This window comes from Halopseudomonas oceani (genome assembly GCF_002903165.1).
Lineage (GTDB): Bacteria > Pseudomonadota > Gammaproteobacteria > Pseudomonadales > Pseudomonadaceae > Halopseudomonas > Halopseudomonas oceani.
This window is the reverse complement of the sequence record NZ_PPSK01000017.1, coordinates 85,347-91,570: the sequence shown is the minus strand read 5'-3', so window position 1 is coordinate 91,570 and position 6,224 is coordinate 85,347. Positions and strand designations below refer to the sequence as shown.

Annotated in this window: 7 protein-coding genes; 1 reads left to right on the top strand and 6 read right to left on the bottom strand. The window is 57.1% G+C overall.

Translation table 11 applies throughout. The features are described 5' to 3' along the window. Positions 1–124: 124 nt before the first annotated feature. The 4 genes from pssA to C1949_RS15405 all read right to left on the bottom strand — a co-directional run bounded on the left by pssA (position 125) and on the right by C1949_RS15405 (position 4,372). The gene (gene pssA / locus C1949_RS15420; RefSeq protein ID WP_104739361.1) at positions 125–955 is read right to left on the bottom strand and encodes a CDP-diacylglycerol--serine O-phosphatidyltransferase; all 831 of its coding nucleotides are present in this window, start codon (positions 953–955) and stop codon (positions 125–127) included. A 126-nt stretch (positions 956–1,081) separates the two neighbouring features. Beyond that, on the bottom strand, positions 1,082–2,098 hold the full coding sequence (gene ilvC / locus C1949_RS15415; protein ID WP_104739360.1) for a ketol-acid reductoisomerase: 1,017 nt from the start codon (positions 2,096–2,098) through the stop codon (positions 1,082–1,084). Between the two features lie 49 nt (positions 2,099–2,147). Beyond that, the gene (gene ilvN, locus C1949_RS15410) at positions 2,148–2,639 is read right to left on the bottom strand and encodes an acetolactate synthase small subunit (protein WP_104739359.1); all 492 of its coding nucleotides are present in this window, start codon (positions 2,637–2,639) and stop codon (positions 2,148–2,150) included. A gap of 2 nt (positions 2,640–2,641) precedes the next feature. After that, positions 2,642–4,372: an acetolactate synthase 3 large subunit gene (locus tag C1949_RS15405; RefSeq protein WP_104739358.1), complete on the bottom strand. Its 1,731-nt coding sequence runs from the start codon at positions 4,370–4,372 to the stop codon at positions 2,642–2,644. Positions 4,373–4,786: 414 nt separating this feature from the next. On the opposite strand from C1949_RS15405, the gene C1949_RS15400 reads away from it, so the two are divergent. After that, positions 4,787–5,218: a DUF4124 domain-containing protein gene (locus tag C1949_RS15400; RefSeq protein ID WP_170063093.1), complete on the top strand. Its 432-nt coding sequence runs from the start codon at positions 4,787–4,789 to the stop codon at positions 5,216–5,218. Here C1949_RS15400 and C1949_RS15395 read toward each other — a convergent pair. Both C1949_RS15395 and C1949_RS15390 read right to left on the bottom strand, forming a co-directional pair. Further along, positions 5,209–5,523, bottom strand: a complete 315-nt coding sequence (locus tag C1949_RS15395; RefSeq protein ID WP_229744469.1) for a YqcC family protein — start codon at positions 5,521–5,523, stop codon at positions 5,209–5,211. The genes C1949_RS15400 and C1949_RS15395 overlap by 10 nt on opposite strands. 32 nt (positions 5,524–5,555) lie before the next feature. Then, on the bottom strand, positions 5,556–6,221 hold the full coding sequence (locus tag C1949_RS15390) for a tetratricopeptide repeat protein (protein ID WP_104739355.1): 666 nt from the start codon (positions 6,219–6,221) through the stop codon (positions 5,556–5,558). Between the last annotated feature and the right edge of the window lie 3 nt (positions 6,222–6,224).

Below are 6,224 nucleotides of genomic sequence, written 5' to 3'. Positions count from 1 at the left end.
AAGCTAACTTATTGATTAATAAGCGCTTTAGACGAAGCAGCCTGCCCGACGAGGAGGCGAATTATAGGCCCGTCAGATTTTCCGTCAAGCCCTAATTACTGTTTTATTACAAAGCAGTCCGAAATCACTCAGCAGAAGTAGATTTAGTGCGCTGACGCAAGCGCCAAAGCGACATGACCGGCCCGGAGATGGTGTACCCAACAAAGATTGCCCACAGTATCCGCGACGGGTCAGACGAAATGACCGCAAACCCCAGAACCACCACCAGAATGACAAAGAACGGAACCCGCCCCTTGAAATCCAGATCCTTGAAGCTGTAGTAGCGGAAGTTACTGACCATTAACAAGCCGCCAAGCGCCGTGAGAATGCCAACCAACAGAGAAATATCATTGCCGTCAACACCGAAGTCACTCAACGACCAGACCATACCGGCGACGAGCCCCGCTCCCGATGGACTCGGCAACCCGGTAAAGTAACGCTTATCGTCATCACCAATATGCGTGTTGAAGCGAGCCAGACGCAGCGCGGCGCCCGCTACGTAGATAAACGCAAACACCCACCCCACTTTACCCAAATCAGTCAACGCCCAACTGAACACAACAACAGCCGGGGCGATGCCGAAAGCAACCATATCCGACAACGAGTCGTACTCAGCACCAAAGGCACTCTGGGTGTTGGTCAGTCGCGCAACGCGGCCGTCCAGGCCATCAAGCACCATGGCAATGAAAATGGCGACCGCCGCATGGGTAAAGTTGCCGTCCATTGCGCTGACAATGGCGTAAAAGCCGGAAAACAGCGCCGCTGTAGTGAACAGATTGGGTAGCAGATAAACTCCTTTGTGACGGACCTTACGGCCGTCAGGCCCTGATACCTCTTCGACGTGCTCATCAATCGGTAGCAACGCATGCGCGCCTTCCACCTCGGTGCCGTGATCGTTGTTTTGATGCTCTGTCATGGGATTACCTTGCAACATTGCCGGGCTGAACAGTGTGGCAATTTGACAAGCAAATAACCAGCTCAGCTCCGCGTTCGAACATAAAAAAACGCGGCTTAAAAGCCGCGTTTTTCACTATCGCTCGACTTAGTTTTTGGCCTTGTCGACGATCTTATTGGAAGCGATCCACGGCATCATCGCGCGCAGCTTCTCGCCAACCTGCTCGATCGGGTGAGCAGCGTTGTTACGGCGGGCAGCAGTCATCGACGGATAGTTGTGAGCACCTTCAGCGATGAACATCTTGGCATACTCACCATCCTGAATACGCTTCAGAGCATTGCGCATGGCAGCACGGGACTCATCGTTGATGACTTCCGGGCCAGTCACGTACTCACCATACTCCGCGTTGTTGGAGATGGAGTAGTTCATGTTGGCGATGCCGCCCTCGTACATCAGGTCAACAATCAGTTTCAGCTCGTGCAGGCACTCGAAGTAAGCCATTTCCGGCGCATAGCCAGCTTCAACCAGAGTCTCAAAACCAGCCTTGACCAGTTCAACCGCACCACCACACAGAACAGCTTGCTCACCGAACAGGTCGGTTTCAGTCTCGTCCTTGAAGGTGGTTTCGATGATGCCGGTACGACCACCGCCTACACCGCTGGCGTAGGACAGAGCGACGTTCTTGGCGTTGCCGGACGCATCCTGGAAGATCGCGATCAGGTCAGGAATACCGCCGCCCTTGACGAACTCGGAACGTACAGTATGGCCCGGCGCTTTCGGCGCGATCATGATGACGTCAAGGTCAGCACGCGGAACGATCTGGTTGTAGTGGATTGCGAAGCCGTGAGCGAAAGCCAGGGTAGCGCCCTGCTTCAGGTTCGGCTCGATCTCGGCCTTGTACAGCTGAGACTGAAATTCGTCCGGGGTGAGGATCATGACTACGTCGGCTGCTGCAACAGCGGCCGGAACATCGCTGACTTTCAGGCCGTGGGCCTCAGCCTTGGCGATGGAGCTGGAACCAGGACGCAGACCAACGGTCACGTCAACACCGGAGTCTTTCAGGTTGCACGCGTGCGCATGGCCCTGCGAACCGTAGCCGATGATGGCAACTTTCTTGCCCTGGATGATGCTCAGATCACAATCTTTATCGTAATAGACTTGCATGAAATTCCCCTGCTTACTGAGCGGGCCGTCTGGCCCGCGACCAATTAGTTTAGATACTCAAAACCTTTTCACCGCGAGCGATACCCGACACCCCGGTGCGCACAACTTCCAGTACCGACGTCGGACCGATGGCCTCGATGAAGCTATTCAGCTTGTCACTTGTGCCGGTCAGCTGCACGGTATAGACACTCGGTGACACATCCACGATCTGGCCGCGGAAAATATCAGTAGTCCGCTTGACCTCAGCGCGCTGCGCGCCGGTCGCCTTGATCTTGACCAGCATCAGCTCGCGCTCGATGTGGGCACCTTCGGACAAGTTGACCAGTTTCACGACTTCGATCAGCTTGTTGAGGTTCTTGGTGATCTGCTCAATCACGTCATCCTGACCGACGGTTGTCAGCGTCAGACGCGACAATGTCGGATCTTCAGTCGGTGCGACCGTGAGCGTCTCAATGTTGTAGTTACGCTGGGAGAACAGCCCAACCACACGAGACAACGCGCCCGGTTCGTTTTCCAGAAGAACGGAAATGATATGTCTCATGATCAGGTGCGCTCCGTTTTGCTCAGCCACATATCTCGCATCCCACCACCACGAATCTGCATCGGGTAGACGTGCTCACTGGTATCAACCGCAATATCCAGGAAGACCAGACGATCCTTCATGGCAAAGGCTTCCGCCATCTTGCTCTTGAGCTCCTTCGGATCGGTAATGCGGATACCGACGTGACCATAGGCCTCAGCCAGCTTGACGAAGTCCGGCAGCGATTCCATGTAGGAGTGCGAATAACGGCTGTTGTATTGCATGTCTTGCCATTGGCGGACCATGCCCAGCGCACCGTTGTTCAGGTTGACGATCTTGACCGGCATATCGTATTGCAGACAGGTCGAGAGTTCCTGAATGTTCATCTGAATACTGCCTTCACCGGTAACACAGGCAACAGTTGCCTCCGGGAAGTTCAGTTGCACCCCCATAGCTGCGGGGAAACCGAAGCCCATGGTGCCCAAGCCACCGGAGTTGATCCAGCGGTTAGGCTTATCGAAGCGGTAGTACTGAGCCGCGAACATCTGATGCTGCCCGACATCGGAGGTAATGAAGGCATCGCCGCCAGTCACTTCCCACAACGCCTCGATTACAGCCTGGGGCTTGATGATGCTGCCGTCGCCTTTGTCGTAAGGGAACAGCGCACCATCGCCACGCCACTCATCAATCTGCTTCCACCAGGTCGCCTGTGCCTCAGCGTCGGGTGTCTCACCGATTTCCTTGAGAATGGCAACCATCTCGGTCAGTACGCTTTCAACCGGACCAACAATCGGAATATCAGCCTTGACCATTTTGGAGATGGACGCGGGGTCGATGTCGATATGAATAATCTTGGCGTTCGGGCAGAACTTGGAGGAGTCCTCGCCATTGATGACGCGGTCATCAAATCGTGCGCCGACCGCCAGGATCACATCAGCGTGATGCATAGCCAGGTTGGCTGTATAGCTGCCGTGCATACCGAGCATGCCAACAAACTGTCGATCTGTACCCGGGAACGCACCCAGGCCCATCAGTGTATTGGTAACCGGTACATTCAGCGCCTTGGCCAGCTCGGTCAGCGGGCGCGATGCGCCACCCAGAACAACCCCGCCACCGGAGTAGATGATCGGGCGTTTTGCCGCCAGCATCATCTCGACAGCTTTGCGGATCTGGCCGGAGTGACCACGAGTAGCCGGGTTGTAAGAGCGCAGCTTGACCTTCTTCGGGTAGCTGTACTCGAACTTGTCGGCAGGGTTGGTCATGTCTTTCGGGATATCGATGACGACCGGGCCGGGACGACCGCTTTGCGCCAGATAAAAGGCCTTCTTGATGACCTCGGGAATCTCGCGCGGATCCTTGACCATGAAGCTGTGCTTCACGATGGGACGAGATACGCCGACCATATCGGTTTCCTGGAAGGCATCAGAGCCGACCATGTTGCTTGCCACCTGACCGGAGATGACAACCATTGGAATGGAATCCATGTAGGCAGTCGCGATACCGGTAACGGTATTGGTTGCACCGGGACCCGAGGTCACCAGAACCACACCGGGCTTGCCGGTGGCGCGCGCGTAGCCATCAGCCATATGGGCTGCAGCCTGTTCGTGGCGAACCAGAATATGCTCTACGTCGTCCTGCCGGAAAATGGCATCGTAGATATGCAGAAGGGCACCGCCCGGGTACCCGTAGATGTATTTAACACCCTCGTCACGCAATGAGCGGACGACCATCTCAGCGCCGGATAAAAGCTCCACTTTTGAATCACCTCTAGCATGCCGACCACCAACACGGCGGGCAGCAGGATACCTGTTTACTGCTCGGCAGCGCAGAACAACGGTGGTTGTACTGCATCAGCTTTGACTACGTGCGTGGAGGCGTATTCCTGCTGTTTCGGAATCACCTCACCCAGCGCGAGGTAGCGCGTGCGGGTGCCAGGCCGAGGACGACGGGTTTCGTCTCCCGGAATGAGCAACTAAAGTCAGCCGTCTCGGATGCGGGGTGGGCTCCGAAAACAGCTGTCTCATGAGAACCACGAATTGTTTACACTCAAGGCGTACAAGTCAAGCCAAGTTGCAGAAAACCCCTACCAAGGGATATACCTTGTCAAGAGTGCCCGCACGAGTTGTCGGGTTATGATTGTTTCGCCGCACTACAAGGACGCTAGCACCATGCGCAAGTTAATGATCACCACCCTGCTCACCCTGGCCTGCAGCAGTGCCATGGCCACCCAACTATACAAATGGGTAGACGAAGATGGCGTAACCCAGTTCAGCCAGCAGCCACCGGCCGACAACCAGTATCAACGGATGAATGTCGCGCCCCCGCCACAGCCGAGTTCGCCGACGCCGCAGGCGCCAGCGGAGGAAGAGACCACAGCGACTGCGGGAGAGCCTGCTCAGAAACAGATTGCAAACCCCGAATACGAGGCGGAACTGGCCGCCTACTGCGAGTCACTGCGCAATCGGCTGACGACGATGGAAAACAACCCGCGTCTGCGACAAACACGAGAAGACGGCACAGTAGAGAGGGTTACAGAAGAAGATCGGCAGGCAATGATTAGCAAGGCAAAAGCTGACCTGCAGGCCAACTGTCAGAACTGAGCAACGTCTTTAGCCAGCATGGCAGCGCAATGGTCAATCTGACCAAGCGCTGCCAATAGCCCGCCGCGCCGCCGGCCAAGATGGGCGAATGCCTCCTCACCCATTGGTTGAATACGACACTCACCCGGCAAAGTTTCGCCACGCTCCAGCAAACTGATCACTTGCGGGATAAACACCCACTGCAACCACTGATCAAAGGCCAGCGTATCCACGCAAAATGGCACTTCGCTTTCCAGCCGCCACCGTACCGGCGGCTCCCGTGACCATAGCCCCAGCTGCCGCAACTCCATCTCGAGCTGGAGCACGGCATCAGCCAGAGCGGACCAGCCAGCGGGCATCACAACGAGACGCGGGCTCGCTGACGCGCCTGCTCGGCCCCAGCGTTGTTACCCTGAGCCTCTCTGGCCTGCGCAACCAGCTCCCACAATCCGGCCTGCAGCGCAGGGCGGCCAGCGGCGTAGGTGAGGCCACGCTGGGCCAACTGCTCTGCCTGGGCAGCGTCACCCTGGTGCAGGCGCACCTGAGCCAGACGATAGAGTACCTGCGGCTCGCGCGGCGCGATCCGCATCGCGCGCTCCAGACTCGCATTGGCTCCGTTGAGGTCACCACTGCCTTCCTGCTGCCGGGCCGTCGTTAGCAGCGCCAGCACCGGACCCGACAGTTGCTCGTCCTGTTGCAGCACCGAGCTGCCAGCAGCACCCGGCGTGGCACCACCGGTCGCATTACCGCCGTTATCCGTAGAGAACACCGGCTGACTATCCAGCGGATAGGACTGAACAGCGCTGGAGCCACCATTGCTATCGGGCACCATGACGACAACGCCAGCGTCCTGCGGCGAATTGGTCTGGGGGGCGTTACTGATGACTCGGCCGGCACCGGTACGCATATCCTCGTTGGACACCGGGCGCCCCGAGTCGACAACAGGGATATGGCCGCCGGAGCCTGCGCAACCGGACAGCACAGCCATTGTCGCCGCAACCAGGGCTGCCTTTTTGATAGTCATCAC